Here is a 16449-nt window from a genome sequence, read left to right as displayed (position 1 = left end):
GTTAACTACAATTAACTAACTAATCAAGAGCAAAAACTTTTAAGTCTTTGCTCTTAATTTTTTGTTAAAGAAATTCCAAAATTTTGGAAAACGCATCACGACAAATTAATAATTACTATTTTTGAAGCTATTGCCAATAAAAAAGTAAAATGCATCAATCACAATTCAAATTTGTCCTATTATTTCTTTTTTCATTTATAGTTGTAAACGCTCAACAGCCTAAAAAACCTTCCACAGGAGAAATATATGAGCAAGTAAAAAAACTTAATTTTTTAGGTTCTGTTTTATATGTAGCCGCTCATCCAGATGATGAAAACACACGATTAATTTCTTATTTTTCTAATCACTACCATGCACAAACTGCCTATTTATCATTAACTCGTGGTGATGGTGGACAAAATTTAATTGGTCCAGAATTAAGAGAACAACTTGGAGCAATCAGAACTCAAGAACTTTTAGCCGCTCGAAGAATTGATGGAGGACAACAGTTTTTTTCACGGGCTAATGATTTTGGGTATTCGAAAGTACCTTCAGAAACTTTCACGATTTGGAATAAGCAAGAAGTTTTGGCCGATGTAATTCAAACTATAGAAACTTTTCAACCCGATATTATCATTAATCGTTTTGACCATCGTTCACCAGGAACTACTCATGGACATCACACCGCAAGTGCCATGTTGAGTTTGGAAGCTTATGATTTAATCAAAAACAAACCTCAACGGTTGTTTTTCAATACTTCTTGGTGGTTTTATGGAAGTCAAGAAGCTTTTGAAAAAGCAGATAAAAGTAATTTAGTAGCAATTAATGCCAATGTCTACTTCCCTATTTTAGGAAAAAGTAATTTTGAAATTGCTGCCTTAAGCCGAAGTCAACACCGTTGTCAAGGGTTTGGTTCAACAGGTTCTCGTGGTGATGAAATTGAATATTTAGAACTTTTAAAAGGAACAAAACCTAGTTCAGATAATATTTTTGAAGGAATTGATACTTCTTGGAATCGTATAAAAGATGGTGAAGCAATTGGAAAAATATTAAATAAAGTCGAAGAAAATTTCAATTTTAAAAATCCTGAAAAACACATTCCACAATTAGTGGAAGCTTATAAATTATTGCAGAAATTAGAAGATTCCCATTGGAAAAAAATAAAATTAAAAGAACTTTCTAGTTTAATTGAAGCTTGTTCTGGGTTATTTTTAGAAGCTATTAGTTCATCGGAAAAAGTCACGAAATCAGATATTTATTCTTTGAATATTGAAGCAATTAATCGAAGTGATGCAAATATGACATTGAATTCCGTTTCCTTTGGAAACAAGATTGTTTCAGAAAAAAATGTAACTTTAAAAAACAATTCAAAAATTAGTTTAAAATTAGAAAACAACAAGATTGCTGTTGAATTTGATTATTCCAATTTATTTTGGTTAAAAGAAACTCCAACGGTTGGAATGTACAAAGTTTCTAACAAAGCCATCAGAATTTTACCCGAAGAAACATTACAATTTCCCATAACTTTTTCTATAAATATTGAAGGAACAACAATTGAATTTGTCAAAAATGTAGTCTACAAGAAAAATGATCCCGAATTTGGAGAAACCTATATACCTTTTACTGTATTACCAGAAGTAACTACAAACCTTGTAAATAAAGTATCTATTTTCAATGATAATCAGCCCAAAGAAATTCAGGTAAAAATTATTTCACAAACGGAAAACACAAAAGGAAATTTATCTTTAAATGTTGATAAAAATTGGAAAGTTGAACCAACTTCAATTGCTTTTGAAATTCCTCAAAAGAATGACGAACGAACTGTAACTTTTAAAATTTTTCCACCTAAAAATGAAGTAACTTCAATAATAGAAGCTGTAGTATCAATGAATGGCAAAAAATTTAATCAAGAACTTATTGAAATAAATTATCCACATATTCCCAAACAAACCATTTTACAACCTTCAACTTCTAAATTAGTAAAATTAGATATTCACACCAAAGGAAAAAACATTGGTTACATCAAAGGTGCTGGTGATGAAGTTGCAAGTAATCTAGAAAATTTAGGTTTTAAAGTCACCACAATAAATCCATCAGAAATTGCCTTTAATATACTTCAAAATTATGATGCAATAATTATTGGTATACGTGCTTTCAATGTTGTAGAAGAATTAGCTTTCAAGAACAAAATTCTGTTTGAATATGTAAAAAATGGTGGGAATTTAATCGTTCAATACAATACTAATAGAGGTTTAGTAACGGAAGAAGTTGCTCCTTTTGAATTAAAAATTTCAAGAGATAGAGTAACTAATGAAAATGCAAGAGTTACGTTTTTAGCTCCAAATCATCCTGTCTTAAACACACCAAACAAAATTACCAATAAAGATTTTGAAGGTTGGGTTCAAGAGCAAGGTTTGTATTATCCAGATGAATTTTCTAGTGAATTTACTCCAATTTTACAAGCAAACGATGAAGGAGAAAACCCAACAAAAGGAGCATTATTAATAGCAAAATACGGAAAAGGAAACTACATTTACACAGGTTTAAGTTTCTTTAGAGAATTACCTGAAGGTGTTAGTGGTGCTTATCGATTGTTAGCAAATATGATTGGTTTAGAATAGTGCTCAGTGTTCAGTTATTAGTTGGCAGAAAAAAACTTTGTGACTTTGAGCCTTAGCGGCAAATATTTAATTATGGAGAAAGAAAAAAACAAATGGAAAATGAGTTACAGTATCGTTTTGGTACTCAATGCTCTTTACATATTAGTGTTTTATTTATTAATGGAAATGTTCACATAATATGGCAAATTTAGATTGGATTGTACTATCGTTTACGTTACTTTTTATTGTGATTTATGGTGCATTAAAAACAAAAGGAAGTGCTAACGTTAAAGATTATATTTTAGGAAACAACGAAACCCCTTGGTTTACTGTTGGAATTTCAGTAATGGCAACACAAGCAAGTGCTATTACCTTTCTTTCCACACCAGGTCAAGCTTATCATGACGGAATGGGTTTTGTGCAGTTCTATTTTGGATTACCTTTGGCTATGGTTGTGATTGCTTATACTTTTATTCCTATTTATCATAAGTTAAAAGTGTACACTGCATATGAATATTTAGAGCAACGATTTGATATTAATACTAGAACATTAGCAGCAATCTTATTCTTAATTCAAAGAGGTTTAGGAACCGGAATTACAATTTATGCACCTGCAATTATTCTTTCAGCTTTATTAGGTTGGAATCTATTTATTCTTAATATCATCATTGGAATCCTAGTAATCATTTACACAGTAACTGGTGGAACCAAAGCCGTTAATGTTACCCAAAAACAGCAAATGTTTGTTATTTTTAGTGGAATGGTAATTACATTTATAATTATTTTAAACCAATTACCTGAACAATTAGACTTTTTCAATGTATTAAAAATAGCGGGAGCAAATGGTAAAATGGAAATTCTAGATTTCTCTTATAATCCAGAAACACGATACACATTTTGGAGTGGAATTACAGGTGGTTTTTTCTTGATGCTTTCTTATTTTGGTACTGATCAATCACAAGTTGGACGTTATCTTTCTGGAAAGTCAATCAAGGAAAGTCAGATGGGTTTGATTATGAACGGAATTTTAAAAGTTCCAATGCAGTTTTTTATTCTTTTAACTGGAGTTTTGGTCTTTGTTTTTTATCAATTTAACAGTGCACCTTTACATTTTAATCCGACAAATGTTACAAATATTGAAAATTCCAAATATAAAGAGGATTATAGCAAATTAGAAGACAAATTAGCTGTTATTAATGAAGAAAAAAATGTCATTAACCATATTTATATTGAGCAATTAAATTATGATTACGATAACAATGCCTTAAAAAAGAAAATGCAAACCTTAACTTCTCAAGAAAAAGAGTTGCGTGAAGAGGCAAAAAATTTAATCGCAAAATCAGATTCGAAAGCTGAAACTAATGATAAAGATTATGTGTTTCTATATTTCATATTACATCATTTACCCAAAGGGATTTTAGGATTATTATTAGCTGTAATTTTTAGTGCAGCTATGTCTTCAAGTGCTTCTGGTTTAAATTCATTAGCAGCAACGTCTACAATAGACATTTACAAAAGAAACAAAGGTGATAAATCTGACAAACACTATGTTTATGCCACTCAGTATTTTACTTTATTTTGGGGATTAGTTGCTATTGGTTTTGCATGTATCAGTTCGCTTTTTGAAAATTTAATTCAATTGGTAAACATAATCGGTTCAATATTTTATGGAACAGTTTTAGGAATATTCCTTGTAGGATTTTATATTCATTATGTAAAAGGAAAAGCTATTTTTATTGCTGCTTGTATTAGTCAACTGACTATATTTTACATTTTTTATATTGATATAGTTAGTTTCCTTTGGTTGAATTTTATTGGTGCAATTCTTACCTTACTACTGTCTTTGACTGTTCAAGCTTTTCTGAATAATAGAAAATAAAAAAATGCCTTTCAATATCGAAAGGCATTTTCATTTTTACTTAAAAAGTACATTTTTATTTCTTCGACCATTCTGCAATTGAATCATTATTCATTTTTTCATAGTCTTTGTTTCCTGCTTTAATTGCACCTGCTAAAGAAGCTTTTGCTGTTTCAATTGCCGCTTTCTTATCACCTAATTTTGCTTGAATTAAAGATTTTTGACGTAAGTACCAAAATGGAGCTTCTTTTCCATTTGCAGTTGCTAGTTCTACAGCTTTATTAACCCAAGTTAATGCCTTATTCATATCACCGTTTGATTGATAAAAATATTGTGCTGCTGAAAAATAATCACTTGCTTTTGGTCCAGCTAAAGCATTTTCAATACTTGTAATTGCAACTTCTTTTGTAGGAACTTCAATTTTAACAGGAACAATAGTTTTTTCCCATTGGATACTTAAAACAGCATTATCATTGGTAATATTATCGACAGAAATAGTAAATGTTTCTACGTGTCTGTTAGTTGATTCAGGTTTAACAGAAACTTTGGCAGCTACATCAGCATCATTCCATTTCTCAGGTGTTCCCCAATTATCAGTATTTTTATAAAAAATCACATCCCAACTATCTGCTTTTGGAGTTGTAAATAAAGCATAAGTTCCTTTTGCCAACTCTTTTCCTTCAATTTTTACATTTTCAGAAAATGTTACAGTAGTATTTGCATTAGCTCCAGTTCTCCACACAGAACCATAAGGAACTAATTCTCCATAAACCGTTCTCCCTTTTGCACTTGGACGAGAATAATTAACTTCAACTGTTGTTAATCCGACAACTTGTTCCACTTTTGAACTAGGACTTGCCTGTGGTGTTTTTACTTGAGCAGTAGCCAAAATGCTTGAAAAAGCAAAAATAGCAGCTAATAATAATTTTTTCATGTTTGGTTATTTTTTTTTAATGCCACGAATTTACGCAATATTCAATCAAATTTATGTTAAAGCTATCTAAAAATTATATTATTTTGTTTAATTATTTTCGTAATTTGTTAAACAATAATTACCTTTACAAAAAATAAATCATGAAAATTTATACTTTACACAGCAAACAAAACTTACCCATTACAATCGAAGAAGCTTGGGATTTTTTATCCAATCCTAGAAATTTAAAAACAATAACTCCAGATTATATGGGTTTTGAAATACTTTCTGGAGCAGATAGACCTATGTATTCTGGACAATTAATTCAATACATTGTAACACCTGTTTTAGGAATAAAAACAAAATGGGTAACAGAAATCACTCATGTTGTAGATAAAAAATTCTTTGTAGATGAACAACGTTTTGGACCATATGCCCTTTGGCATCACAAGCATTTTCTAAAAGAAATTGATGGTGGTGTGGAAATGGAAGATATTGTAGATTATAAAGTCCCAATGGGAATTTTAGGTCAAATGGTGCATCCATTTATCGTTCAACCTAAACTAAATGAAATCTTCGAATACAGAAGAAAAAAATTAATAGAATTATTTGGGGAATTTAAAAATTAAAAACATGAAAAACATACTATTAATTGGAGGTTCATACGGAATTGGTTTAGCGTTAGCCAAAGAACTACAAATGAACAATAAAGTATTTGTGGCCAGTAGAACAAATGAAAAATTAGCAAATTTAAATGTAACTCATATTCCATTTGATGTAACATCTAATACATTAGATACTCCAAAATTACCAGAAGTAATAGATGGTTTAGTCTATTTACCAGGAAGCATTAATTTAAGACCCTTTAAAGGATTAAAAATTGAAGTCTTTGAAAACGATTTACAAATCAATTTTATCGGAATGGTGAAGGTTATTCAAGCTCTTTTGCCTAATTTAACAGCTTCAAACCATTCTAGTATTGTTTTGTTTAGTAGTGTTGCTGCAAGTATGGGAATGCCTTTTCATACAAGTGTTGCGGCTTCAAAAGGTGCTATTGAAGGTTTTGCTAAAGCTTTAGCTGCTGAATATGCTCCGAAAATTAGAGTGAACGTAATTGCTCCATCTTTAACAGATACACCTTTAGCGGATAAATTCTTAAATAATGAAGTGAAAAAGGAAAAGTCATCAGAACGTCATCCGTTAAAACGATATGGACAACCCGAAGATATTGCTCAAATGGCTAGCTTTTTATTAAGTGAAAAAAGTAGTTGGATGAGTGGTCAAATTTTACACGTAGATGGTGGAATGTCTACGCTTTTGGTTAATGGATAATTAGATTTTTGAAATTGTAATTGAGCTTGATTTTTGTAATTGTAATTGAATATGAATATATTTTGGTTTAGAAGAGATTTAAGAGTAGAAGATAATGTAGGCCTTTTTCATGCTTTGAATGATAAGGAAGAAGTATTACCTATTTTTATTTTTGACGAAAAAATATTATCCGAATTACCAAAAGATGATGCTCGTGTATCATTTATACATGAATTATTATCTAAAATTCAAAACAAACTGCAAGAAAACGGAAAATCTCTAGCTGTTTTTCATGGTGAACCAAAAGCAATTTTCGAAAAGTTAATTCAAGAAAATAAGATAAAAACGGTTTATACCAATCACGATTACGAGCCTTATGCTAGAAAACGCGATAAGGAAATGAATCAGTTATTTAAAGACAATGATGTAGAATTCAAAACCAGTAAAGATCAAGTCATTTTTGAAAAAAGTGAAGTTGTAAAAGATGATGGTGACCCCTATGTAGTGTACACTCCTTATTCAAAAAAATGGAAAGAAGCTCTTTCTAAAATCAACTTAAAGCATTATAATTCAGAAAGTAAATTAAATAAAATAACCATTCACTCCTACCCTTTTTTAAGTGTAAGAGAAATAGGTTTTGAAATTTCTGAAATTAAAGTAACTCCTTTTGATATTGGCGATAAAGTGATTTCAAACTATGAAGAAACTCGAAATTTTCCGGCTCAAAACGGAACTTCAATGCTTGGAGCTCATTTACGTTTTGGAGCTGTTTCAATTCGAAAAATGGTAAATCATGCAGCAACTTTTCAAAATGAAACGTTTTTAAAAGAATTAATTTGGAGAGAGTTTTTCATGCAAATTTTATGGCATTTTCCTTATACTGTAAATTCGAGTTTTAGACCAAAATACGATGCCATTCAATGGAAAAATAATGAAGAATTATTTGAAAAATGGTGTCAAGGAAAAACGGGTTACCCAATGGTAGACGCTGGAATGAGAGAACTAAATAAAACAGGTCACATGCACAATCGCGTAAGAATGGTTGTAGCCAGTTTTCTATGCAAACACCTACTAATCGATTGGAAATGGGGAGAAACTTATTTCGCTCAAAAACTGTTAGATTATGAACAGTCGAGTAATGTTGGGAATTGGCAATGGGCAGCAGGATCAGGTGTTGATGCAGCTCCTTATTTCAGAATATTTAATCCAACGGAACAAATTAAGAAGTTTGATAAAGACTTAAAATACATCAAAAAATGGGTTCCAGAATTAGAAACTCTTCATTACCCAAAACCAATTGTTGACCATAAAGAAGCTAGAGAACTTTGTTTGAAAACTTATAAAGAAGCTGTTGCTTAACTACTTCAAATTCTTTACAATTTCAGCATTTAATTCATTAAAATGTTTTACTAAAATATTCGCTTTTGATAAATCTTGATCTTTGGAATGTAAACTATCATAGCCAATACAATAAATATTTGCAGCAACAGAAGCTTCAATTCCATTTGTGCTGTCTTCTATAACTATACAGTTTTCTTTTGGAGCAACAGACAAACTGGCTGCATGTTCAAAAATAGCTGGATGTGGTTTTGATTTCGGAAAATCTTCTCCTGAAACTTTATGGGTGAAATATTGATTTAAATTAAAACGATTAAAAACTCTATCAATCGTAACTTTTGAAGCTGATGAGGCTAAAATTAATTGAATTCCGTTGGCATGTAAATCTTTGATTAAATCTTCTACTCCTTCAATTAAATATAAATCCTCTTTGGTATCAAAAGCATCATTGAATATACTTCTTTTGGTCTGAATTAAATCTTCAACTTCATGGGGTAAATTAAATTGAGCTTTTATTTTCTGAAAAACATTTCGAGTTGAATTTCCAGTATAGGTTCTATATAATTCTTCTGAAATCTCAATATTTAACTGTTTAAAATGTTGAAAATAAGCGTAATGATGCACCGGTTCTGTATCAACAATTACACCGTCCATATCAAAAATTACTGTTTGTATCATTGTAGTGTTGTTTGCGGCAAAGGTACATTCTACAAAAGATTTTTAAAAATTATATTAAACCTTTTTGCTTATCTTTAGTCTTATCAACAAAAGATTTAAAACTTGCAAGACGAAAAAGCTTTTTTATTGGAATTATCTAATCCTAAAACGCAAAACGAAGCGTTCAAAAAGCTATTGGAGTTATATCAGAAACCTTTATATTTTCATATACGTAACATCGTTTTAAACCATGATGATGCTGATGATGTGTTACAAAATACGTTTATTAAAGTGTTTTCAAATGTGAAAAATTTTAAAGGAGATAGCAAATTATATTCTTGGATGTATCGGATCGCAACTAATGAATCTTTGACATTTTTGCAACAAAAAGCCAAGAAAAGTGGTGTTTCTAATGAAGAATTACAAAGTAAAGCTATTAATAATTTAGAAAGTGATGTGTATTTTGAAGGAGAAGAAATTCAATTAAAGCTACAAAAAGCTATTGCAATTTTACCTGAAAAACAACAATTAGTCTTTAAAATGAAATATTTTGAAGAATTAAAATATGAAGAAATGTCTGAAATTCTCGATACTTCTGTAGGTGCTTTAAAAGCAAGTTATCATTTGGCAACAAAGAAAATAGAAGAATTTTTAAAATCAAATTAAACCTTTTACAAAAAAAATAGTCTTAATAGTATGACAGATTTTAATTTAAATAATGAAAAAATAAAATCAGGATTCAAAGTTCCTGAAGGTTATTTTGAACAATTTGAAACTAAAATGCTTAGTCAATTAGTGGTTGCAAATGAACCAAAAGTAATTTCATTATGGAAAAATAAAAGAGTTTGGATGACAAGTATAGCAGCTGTATTATTAGTTTCAATTGCTTTACCTGTTTATTTTTCAATGCAAGACACAGCCACAAGTACAAATGTTGTTGAAGATGAAACCATTGAAACATATTTGGCAATGCAACCAACAATGACAAATTATGAAATTGCAACCGAATTGACCAATGAGGACTTTGCTTCATTAGAAGAAAGTTTAGCATTAAACGATGATGCGGTAGAATTATATTTAGAAGAAAATTATCAAAACGTAGATTTATATTTAAACGAATAAAAATGAAAAAGTATATTACCCTTTTAGTTGTTTTGTTCTCGATGGTGTCGATTGCACAACCTAGCAAAGAAAAAATTGAAAAAGTTAAAGCTTTAAAAGTAGCTTATATTACAAAAGAATTGAGTTTAACCACTGCTGAAGCTGAAAAATTTTGGCCAATTTACAATACCTATGACGAAAAGCAATTTGAGTTACGTCATAACAAAATGAAAACCATCATGAAAAAATATAAAGGTGATGGTTTAGATAAATTATCTGATAAAGAAGCCTCAACGATTCTTTCTGACATGGAATCTATTGATGAAGAATTAGTAGCTTTAAAAAAGAAATTCACAAGAGAAGCAAAAGAAATCATTGGTGCTAAAAAAGTATTACAACTAAAAAAAGCAGAAGAAGAATTTACAAGAACTCTTTTTAAACAATATAAAGGAAAAGATAAAAAATAAATTAGGTTAGTTTGTTTAAAAAATCCCGTTTGGTTTTACAACTAAACGGGATTTTTTTAGATACTGAATCAAGTTCAGTATGACAAATATTGTTTACTTCAAACTAGCCAAACTTTGTTCAATTGTAGCAATCTTAGCTAAAGCATCAGCTTCTTTATTTCTTTCATTTGCTATAACTTGTTCTGGTGCACCAGCCACAAATTTTTCATTATTTAATTTTCCTTGAACCGATTTTAAGAAACCTTGAGTGTATTTTAATTCAGCTTCTAATTTTTCAATTTCTGCAGCTACATCAATATTTCCGGCAATAGGAATAAAGTACTCATTCGATTTTGCTCTGTAAGTTAATGTTCCATCAACAGCTTCATTAACGTATTCTAAACTTTCAACATTTCCTAATTTAAGAATAACCGAATCAAAAGTAGTCGCTACTTTTTCGTTGTTGATAACTTTTAAATCGATAACATCTTTGAAAGCAATATTTTTCTCTTTACGAATGGTTCTAATTCCAGAAATTACTTCAGCAGCAAAATCAAATTCAGTGATTAAATCAGCATTTGTATTTTTCATTGTTGGCCATTCTGAAATAATCAGAGCTTGCTCTGGTGTTCTTTCTGCAATGTATTGCCAAATTTCTTCCGTTAAGAAAGGCATGAATGGATGTAATAACTTCAAATTAGCTTCTAACAATTCAATGGCTTTGTCAAACGTTACTTTGTCAATTGGTTGTTGATAAGCTGGCTTAATAATTTCCAAAAACCATGAACAGAAATCGTCCCAAACTAATTTATAAATACTCATTAAAGCATCTGACAATCTGTATTTTTCGAAATTATCTTCAATTTCAGATAAAGTTTGTTGCAATTTCGCTTCGTACCAATCCATCGCAATTTTTGATGCTTCTGGTTGTGCAATATCAGCTACTTCCCAACCTTTGATTAATCGAAATGCGTTCCAAATTTTATTAGCGAAAGCTTTACCATTATTACATAATTCTTCATCAAACATGATGTCGTTTCCTGCTGAAGCACTCAACAATAATCCAACACGAACACCATCAGCTCCAAATTTTTCAATCAAATCTAATGGGTCAGGAGAATTTCCTAGTGACTTTGACATCTTACGACGTTGTTTATCTCTAACCAACCCTGTTAAATATACATTGTTGAAAGGTTTTTTTCCTGTGTATTCATAACCTGCAATAATCATACGAGCTACCCAGAAAAACAAAATATCTGGACCAGTAACTAGATCATTTGTTGGATAATAGTAGTTGAACTCTTCATTTTCCGGATCTAAAATTCCACCAAAAACAGCCATTGGCCATAACCATGAAGAGAACCAAGTGTCTAAAGCATCAGCATCTTGCTTTAAGTGTTCAGTGGTCAGTGATGAGTTGGCAGTTTTTTCTTTGGCTAAAACCAAAGCCTCTTCAATGTTTTCTGCAACTACGAAATCTTCTTTACCGTCACCATAGAAATAAGCTGGAATTTGTTGTCCCCACCAAAGTTGACGCGAAATATTCCAATCTCTGATATTTTCTAACCAATGACGATATGTATTATTGAATTTACTTGGATATAATTTAATTTCTTCCGTTTCTAAAACCGCTTTAATGGCAGGTTTTACCAACTCTTCCATTTTTAAGAACCATTGATCAGACAGTCTTGGTTCGATGACAGCTTTCGTTCTTTCTGAAGTTCCAACTTTATTCATGTGGATCTCAGTTTTTACTAAAACTCCAGTTTCTTCTAATTCTTTGGCAACATTTTCACGTGCTACGAAACGATCTTGACCTTCAAATTGTAGTCCGAAACTGTTTAACGAAGCATCTTCATGAAAGATATCGATGATTTCAAGATTGTGCTTATTTCCAAGTTCTTTGTCGTTAACATCGTGAGCAGGTGTTACTTTTAAACATCCTGTTCCAAATTCGATATCAACGTATTCATCTTCGATTATAGGAATCACTCTATTACAAATAGGAACAATAGCTTTTTTACCTTTTAAGTGTGAAAAACGTTCATCATTTGGATTGATACAAATAGCAGTATCTCCAAAAATTGTTTCTGGACGAGTTGTTGCGATAGTTAAAACATCGTTTGTACCTTCTACTTTATAGTTGATGTAATATAATTTTCCTTGACGTTCTTCGTGAATTACTTCTTCGTCTGACAAAGTGGTTTTTGCTTCTGGATCCCAATTTACCATTCGATATCCGCGATAAATCATTCCTTTGTTGTATAAATCTACAAATGATTTAATTACAGAAGCTGACATATCTTCATCCATGGTGAATTTTGTTCTATCCCAATCGCAAGAACAACCTAATTGTTTTAGTTGTTCTAGAATTGTTCCACCGTATTTGTCAGTCCAATCGTAAGCATGTTTTAGAAATTCATCACGTGTTAAATCGCTTTTATTGATACCTTCTGATTTTAGTTTGGCAACCACTTTTGCTTCTGTTGCTATAGAAGCATGATCTGTTCCAGGAACCCAACAGGCATTGAATCCTTTTAAACGAGCACGTCGAATTAGAACATCTTGTATGGTATTATTCAACATATGGCCCATATGCAAGACTCCTGTCACGTTTGGTGGAGGAATTACTATTGTATAAGGAGTTCTGTGGTCTGGTTTTGAATGAAAATAGTTGTTTTTCATCCAGTAATCGTACCATTTTTGTTCTACTTCTTTTGGATTAAACTGAGATGGAATCATTTATGATTTGTTATTTTATTTATAATTAAAACTATACAAAAGGTTTATGAAAAATTAATAGCCCTGATAGTAATGGTATCCTTTTTTGAAAAAAAAGATATAATGAATAGCAGGAAAATGGTTTCTAAAAATGCCCAAGCCACATTGCTCCAAAAAGCAAAAATGAGTTTGGTATTGTTTTTGTACATTTATACTTGCAAAAGTAACAATATAACCTAAAATAAAAAAAGTTAATTTGTTTGTATTTTTTGCAAAAGTGTTTAATTTTACAATAATTAAAAAAATAATATGATGAAAAATTTACTTAATTTAGTTGCAGTATTGTTTATTTCAACCATTGCCTTTGCTCAAGGGCCAAAGATTGAGTTTAAAGAAGAGACAATAAATTATGGAACAGTTACAAGAGGAGATGATGATGGTAAACGTAAGTTTGAGTTTACAAATACAGGTGATGCTCCTTTAGAAATCAAAAATGTTAAATCAACTTGTGGTTGTACGGTTCCTACAAAACCAACAGCTCCTATTATGCCTGGAAAATCTGATTTTATTGAAGTTCAATATAACATGAATCCTGGACCAATTAGTAAATCTATTACTGTAGAAAGTAATGCTGTAAATGTTCCTAGTGGAATGGTTACCTTGAGAATTAAAGGTACAGTTGTAGAGAAAAAAGAAGTTAATCTTCTTGAAAAAAAGAAATCAATTTTAGAACAATAAATAAAGAAGCCTCATGGATTTGAGGCTTTTTTATATGATTTTTTTAAGGTAAAAAATTACCTCTATTATTTTGCCTTCTCGCTCTACTTCCATTTTTATTTTTTTTCCGTCTTCAGATTGGAATAAGTCGTTTATTTTTTGGATAGTGTAATTGTAAGCACTCTTTTTATTGATACTTAGAATTTTATCACCTTCTTTTAAATTAACAAAAGCTGCAGGAGAATTTTCTCTGATGTGTGTAATTTTATATGTTGGTTGAAAAACAAATCTATAATTGTATTTTAACTTTTCATTTTCACCTAAAAAATCAGTATCATCTCTATATATACCATTATATAATGTGATTTTTTCTTTTATGACTTCAATACCATCATGTTGAACATCTATACCTGACATATTATAATTGAACGGATCGTTTATATTTTTGTTTGGTTTTATATAGATGTTATGGTTCTTATAATCTAAAAACAGATTAAATCTTTTAATAATTTCACCCCCTAATGACCCGTCTCTGTCTTCTAAAATTTTAATATTTTTAAAAGATAGGCTATCAGGATAAGCAACTAATACATCATTAAAATCAAATTTTGATAAGTTTAATTTATCAATTCTTGATCTTTTTCCATAAATTTCTCCTGACAATCCTACTCCCAAAACATCAGATATAAATTTTTGATTTTTATCGAAAATATCATTTTTATTAAACAACCACAATCCATCACTCAAACCAGTATCTAATAATAACTTTAATTCTCGTTTATTATGTCTGCTTGCAGAATTAATTTTAATGTAAGGCTTATCGTCCTTTACTTCTATGCTTTCAGTTGTAAATTTTTTTATTTTATTTGAATTTAAAATTGTTCTGTCCTTATGTATAATGATTTTCTTTTTTTCATAATTAATTTCTATTAATCTTTCCTTAAAAAAACTGTAGCCTAATATTCCATTTATTTCAATTCCTAATTTATTAATTACATCAACAATTTCTTCATTTAAAATGTAAACTGAAAAATTATTATCTATATATTTTTTTATTTTTAATTGATTTTTTGAAGAGACAGTAGCTTCCATTGGCTCACCATTTCCCACACCAGTAATTTTTATTTTTTTTGCATTATTTATTACAATTTTTTCTTCTTCTTCAAAACTAAATAACACATTTTTTTCTGCTCCAGTATCTAAAAGTAATTTTAATTCAGTTCCATTAATTTTAACTTTTAAAATAATTAAATTATTAGAAAATTCAAAAGGAATAATTATTTTATTTCTTTTTGAAAACCAAGTAGAATCTACTTGACTAAAAGTGATATTGGAAAAAACAAAAAATATAATTAATATTAATCTACTCAACATAAACAATAAAGTTTTCATAAAGTTACTAAAGTAATTCTACAAAATAGATTTTTTAAAACTAGAAAGATGAAATAATTTAAAAAAAAAGTTGCAATTTTGCAAATCAAACATAATTTAAGATGCCAAAAATTTCACAAAAAGGTATACAAATGCCTGAATCACCAATTAGAAAATTGGTGCCTTACGCAGAAATTGCAAAGAAAAAAGGACATAAAGTTTATCATTTAAACATTGGACAACCTGATATTAAAACCCCGCAATTGGCTTTAGACGCTGTTAAAAATGCAAATATTGACGTTTTAGAATACAGTCATTCTGCTGGTTTTGAGAGCTATAGAGAAAAGCTTTCTAAATATTATAAAAATCAAAACCTTCCAGTAGATACACAAAATATTATAATCACTACAGGTGGTTCTGAAGCCTTATTATTTGCTTTAGGAAGCACAATGGATACTGACGATGAAATTATCATACCTGAGCCATTTTATGCTAATTACAATGGTTTTAGCGTTGCTTCTGGTGTAAAAGTAGTTCCTGTTATATCTACTATTGAAACTGGTTTTGCTTTACCTCCTATAGAAGATTTTGAAAAGCTAATTACTCCAAAAACAAAAGCAATTTTAATTTGTAACCCTGGCAACCCAACAGGTTATTTATATTCAGAAGAAGAGATAAATCAACTGGCAAAAATTGTAATTAAACACGATTTGTTTTTAATTGCCGATGAAGTTTACAGAGAATTTACATATGATGGTTTCAAACATTTTTCTGTTTTAAATGTAAAAGAATTAGAAAATCATGCTATTATGATTGATTCTGTTTCTAAGCGCTTTAGTATGTGTGGTGCTAGAATTGGATGTATTGTTTCAAAAAACAGTGAAGTAATGGCAGCCGCTATGAAATTTGCACAAGCTAGGTTAAGTCCTCCAACTTACGCTCAAATTGCCAGTGAAGCTGCTTTAGATACTCCTCAAAGTTATTTTGATGAAGTAATTGCGGAATATAAAGAGCGTAGAGATATTTTAATTGAAGAATTATTAAAAATTGAAGGTGTTCAGGTAGCGACTCCAAAAGGAGCTTTTTATTGCATTGCTAAATTACCTATAGTTAGTGCAAATGATTTTGCTCAATGGTTATTAGAAAGTTATGATTTGGATGGTGAAACTGTAATGGTTGCTCCAGCTGCAGGTTTTTATTCCTCGCCTAATGTTGGAATTGATGAAGTAAGAATTGCTTATGTACTTAAAAAAGAAGATTTGATTAAGTCTGTTCGCATTTTAAAGGAAGCTTTAGCAGTTTACAATAAAAAATAATTCCAGTAAATAAAAAAAGGTTATTCAATGAGTAACCTTTTTTTTATCTTATAATTGACTGATTGTAAACAAATTTAAATTTCTTTACACTTTTATATTAATATACACTTTACTAAAATTC

14 protein-coding genes are annotated in these 16449 nt (G+C 30.0%); 10 read left to right on the top strand and 4 right to left on the bottom strand.

Going from position 1 to position 16449, the window contains the following annotated elements; genetic code table 11:
- The first annotated feature begins 149 nt into the window (after positions 1 to 149).
- Both AABJ49_RS06485 and AABJ49_RS06480 read left to right on the top strand, forming a co-directional pair.
- Positions 150 to 2600 carry a PIG-L family deacetylase gene (locus AABJ49_RS06485; RefSeq protein WP_338377150.1) on the top strand — a complete coding sequence of 817 codons (2451 nt, stop codon included), beginning with the start codon at positions 150 to 152 and terminating at the stop codon, positions 2598 to 2600.
- 178 nt (positions 2601 to 2778) lie between these two features.
- On the top strand, positions 2779 to 4458 hold the full coding sequence (locus tag AABJ49_RS06480) for a sodium:solute symporter (protein ID WP_338377148.1): 1680 nt from the start codon (positions 2779 to 2781) through the stop codon (positions 4456 to 4458).
- Positions 4459 to 4513: 55 nt separating this feature from the next.
- Here the strand turns inward: AABJ49_RS06480 and AABJ49_RS06475 are convergent, their stop codons facing one another.
- Entirely contained in the window at positions 4514 to 5371 is an 858-nt protein-coding gene (locus tag AABJ49_RS06475; protein WP_338377147.1) for a DUF2911 domain-containing protein, read from the bottom strand.
- Between the two features lie 140 nt (positions 5372 to 5511).
- Here AABJ49_RS06475 and AABJ49_RS06470 point away from each other — a divergent pair, with 140 nt between their 5' ends.
- Genes AABJ49_RS06470 through AABJ49_RS06460 form a run of 3 tightly spaced genes read left to right on the top strand, consistent with a single transcriptional unit; the run spans position 5512 to position 8020 of the window.
- On the top strand, positions 5512 to 5979 hold the full coding sequence (locus tag AABJ49_RS06470) for an SRPBCC family protein (protein ID WP_338377146.1): 468 nt from the start codon (positions 5512 to 5514) through the stop codon (positions 5977 to 5979).
- Between the two features lie 4 nt (positions 5980 to 5983).
- The gene (locus tag AABJ49_RS06465; RefSeq protein ID WP_338377144.1) at positions 5984 to 6682 is read left to right on the top strand and encodes an SDR family oxidoreductase; all 699 of its coding nucleotides are present in this window, start codon (positions 5984 to 5986) and stop codon (positions 6680 to 6682) included.
- A gap of 51 nt (positions 6683 to 6733) precedes the next feature.
- A complete protein-coding gene (locus tag AABJ49_RS06460) occupies positions 6734 to 8020 on the top strand; it encodes a deoxyribodipyrimidine photo-lyase (protein WP_338377141.1) in 1287 nt (428 codons plus the stop codon).
- On the opposite strand, the gene AABJ49_RS06455 is transcribed toward AABJ49_RS06460, so the two are convergent.
- Positions 8021 to 8677 carry an HAD family hydrolase gene (locus tag AABJ49_RS06455; RefSeq protein ID WP_338377139.1) on the bottom strand — a complete coding sequence of 219 codons (657 nt, stop codon included), beginning with the start codon at positions 8675 to 8677 and terminating at the stop codon, positions 8021 to 8023.
- Between the two features lie 102 nt (positions 8678 to 8779).
- On the opposite strand from AABJ49_RS06455, the gene AABJ49_RS06450 reads away from it, so the two are divergent.
- Genes AABJ49_RS06450 through AABJ49_RS06440 form a run of 3 tightly spaced genes read left to right on the top strand, consistent with a single transcriptional unit; the run spans position 8780 to position 10224 of the window.
- Positions 8780 to 9322 (top strand): sigma-70 family RNA polymerase sigma factor, encoded by a 543-nt coding sequence (locus tag AABJ49_RS06450; RefSeq protein ID WP_338377137.1) that lies wholly within the window; start codon positions 8780 to 8782, stop codon positions 9320 to 9322.
- Positions 9323 to 9352: 30 nt separating this feature from the next.
- Positions 9353 to 9778: a hypothetical protein gene (locus tag AABJ49_RS06445; protein WP_338377135.1), complete on the top strand. Its 426-nt coding sequence runs from the start codon at positions 9353 to 9355 to the stop codon at positions 9776 to 9778.
- 2 nt (positions 9779 to 9780) lie between these two features.
- On the top strand, positions 9781 to 10224 hold the full coding sequence (locus AABJ49_RS06440) for a sensor of ECF-type sigma factor (protein WP_338377133.1): 444 nt from the start codon (positions 9781 to 9783) through the stop codon (positions 10222 to 10224).
- Positions 10225 to 10317: 93 nt separating this feature from the next.
- Here AABJ49_RS06440 and AABJ49_RS06435 read toward each other — a convergent pair whose 3' ends face one another.
- On the bottom strand, positions 10318 to 12945 hold the full coding sequence (locus AABJ49_RS06435) for a valine--tRNA ligase (protein ID WP_338377132.1): 2628 nt from the start codon (positions 12943 to 12945) through the stop codon (positions 10318 to 10320).
- A gap of 291 nt (positions 12946 to 13236) precedes the next feature.
- Between AABJ49_RS06435 and AABJ49_RS06430 the strand changes: the two genes are divergently transcribed.
- Positions 13237 to 13662: a DUF1573 domain-containing protein gene (locus AABJ49_RS06430; RefSeq protein ID WP_338377130.1), complete on the top strand. Its 426-nt coding sequence runs from the start codon at positions 13237 to 13239 to the stop codon at positions 13660 to 13662.
- Positions 13663 to 13692: 30 nt separating this feature from the next.
- Here AABJ49_RS06430 and AABJ49_RS06425 read toward each other — a convergent pair whose 3' ends face one another.
- On the bottom strand, positions 13693 to 15033 hold the full coding sequence (locus AABJ49_RS06425; RefSeq protein WP_338377128.1) for an aspartyl protease family protein: 1341 nt from the start codon (positions 15031 to 15033) through the stop codon (positions 13693 to 13695).
- 101 nt (positions 15034 to 15134) lie between these two features.
- Between AABJ49_RS06425 and AABJ49_RS06420 the strand changes: the two genes are divergently transcribed.
- A complete protein-coding gene (locus AABJ49_RS06420) occupies positions 15135 to 16328 on the top strand; it encodes a pyridoxal phosphate-dependent aminotransferase (RefSeq protein WP_338377126.1) in 1194 nt (397 codons plus the stop codon).
- Positions 16329 to 16449 lie beyond the last annotated feature (121 nt).

The sequence above is a fragment of the uncultured Flavobacterium sp. genome (genome assembly GCF_963922255.1).
GTDB lineage: Bacteria > Bacteroidota > Bacteroidia > Flavobacteriales > Flavobacteriaceae > Flavobacterium.
Note: the sequence above shows the minus strand (reverse complement) of the source record. Positions and strands in the feature narration are given on the sequence as shown.